Source organism: Lentzea kentuckyensis (assembly GCF_002150765.1).
Classification (GTDB): domain Bacteria; phylum Actinomycetota; class Actinomycetes; order Mycobacteriales; family Pseudonocardiaceae; genus Lentzea; species Lentzea kentuckyensis.
Genome location: NZ_MUYM01000011.1, coordinates 519 through 1,071, shown reverse-complemented (window position 1 = coordinate 1,071; position 553 = coordinate 519). Strand labels below are relative to the sequence as shown.

Sequence of the window (553 nt, the reverse complement as noted above, 5' to 3'; positions counted from 1 at the left end):
GGCCGGCGACGTGAAGCTGATCGAGACCCCGAACGCCGACCAGGTCTCCGAACTGCTGCGCACGTGGGGCGCCATCAGCCTCGACATGCGCATGCTGACCGTCATCGACGTCTCCGGCTCGATGATCGAGAAGAGCGGCAACGGCAAGACCCGGATCGAGGCCGCCACCCAGGCGTCCATGACCGCGTTGTCGATGCTGCCGGACACCACGCAGATCGGCCTGTGGGCGTTCTCGACGCAGAAGAAGCCGCCGAACGACTGGATCGAGCTGGTCCCGCTGGGGCCCCTCGGTGAGCCGTTGGCCGGTGTGACGCGCCGCAAGCGGCTGGAGGCCGGCGCCTCGCAGCTGCCCGGACTGGTCGGCGGCGGGACGGCGTTGAACGACACGACACTGGCGGCCTTCCGCCACGTCCTGTCGGGCTACGACCCGTCCAAGGTCAACTCCGTGGTGCTGATGACCGACGGTCGCAACGACGACACCGGTTCGTCGATCGACACCGCGACGTTGATCGAGACCCTCAAGCGGGAGGCCGACCCGGCCAGGCCCGTGCCG

At 68.9% G+C, this 553-nt stretch carries 1 protein-coding gene; it reads left to right on the top strand.

All coding sequences use genetic code 11. The features are described 5' to 3' along the window. Nucleotides 1-553: VWA domain-containing protein (locus tag B0F77_RS06475; RefSeq protein WP_143466604.1), on the top strand; the 553-nt coding region annotated here is incomplete at both ends.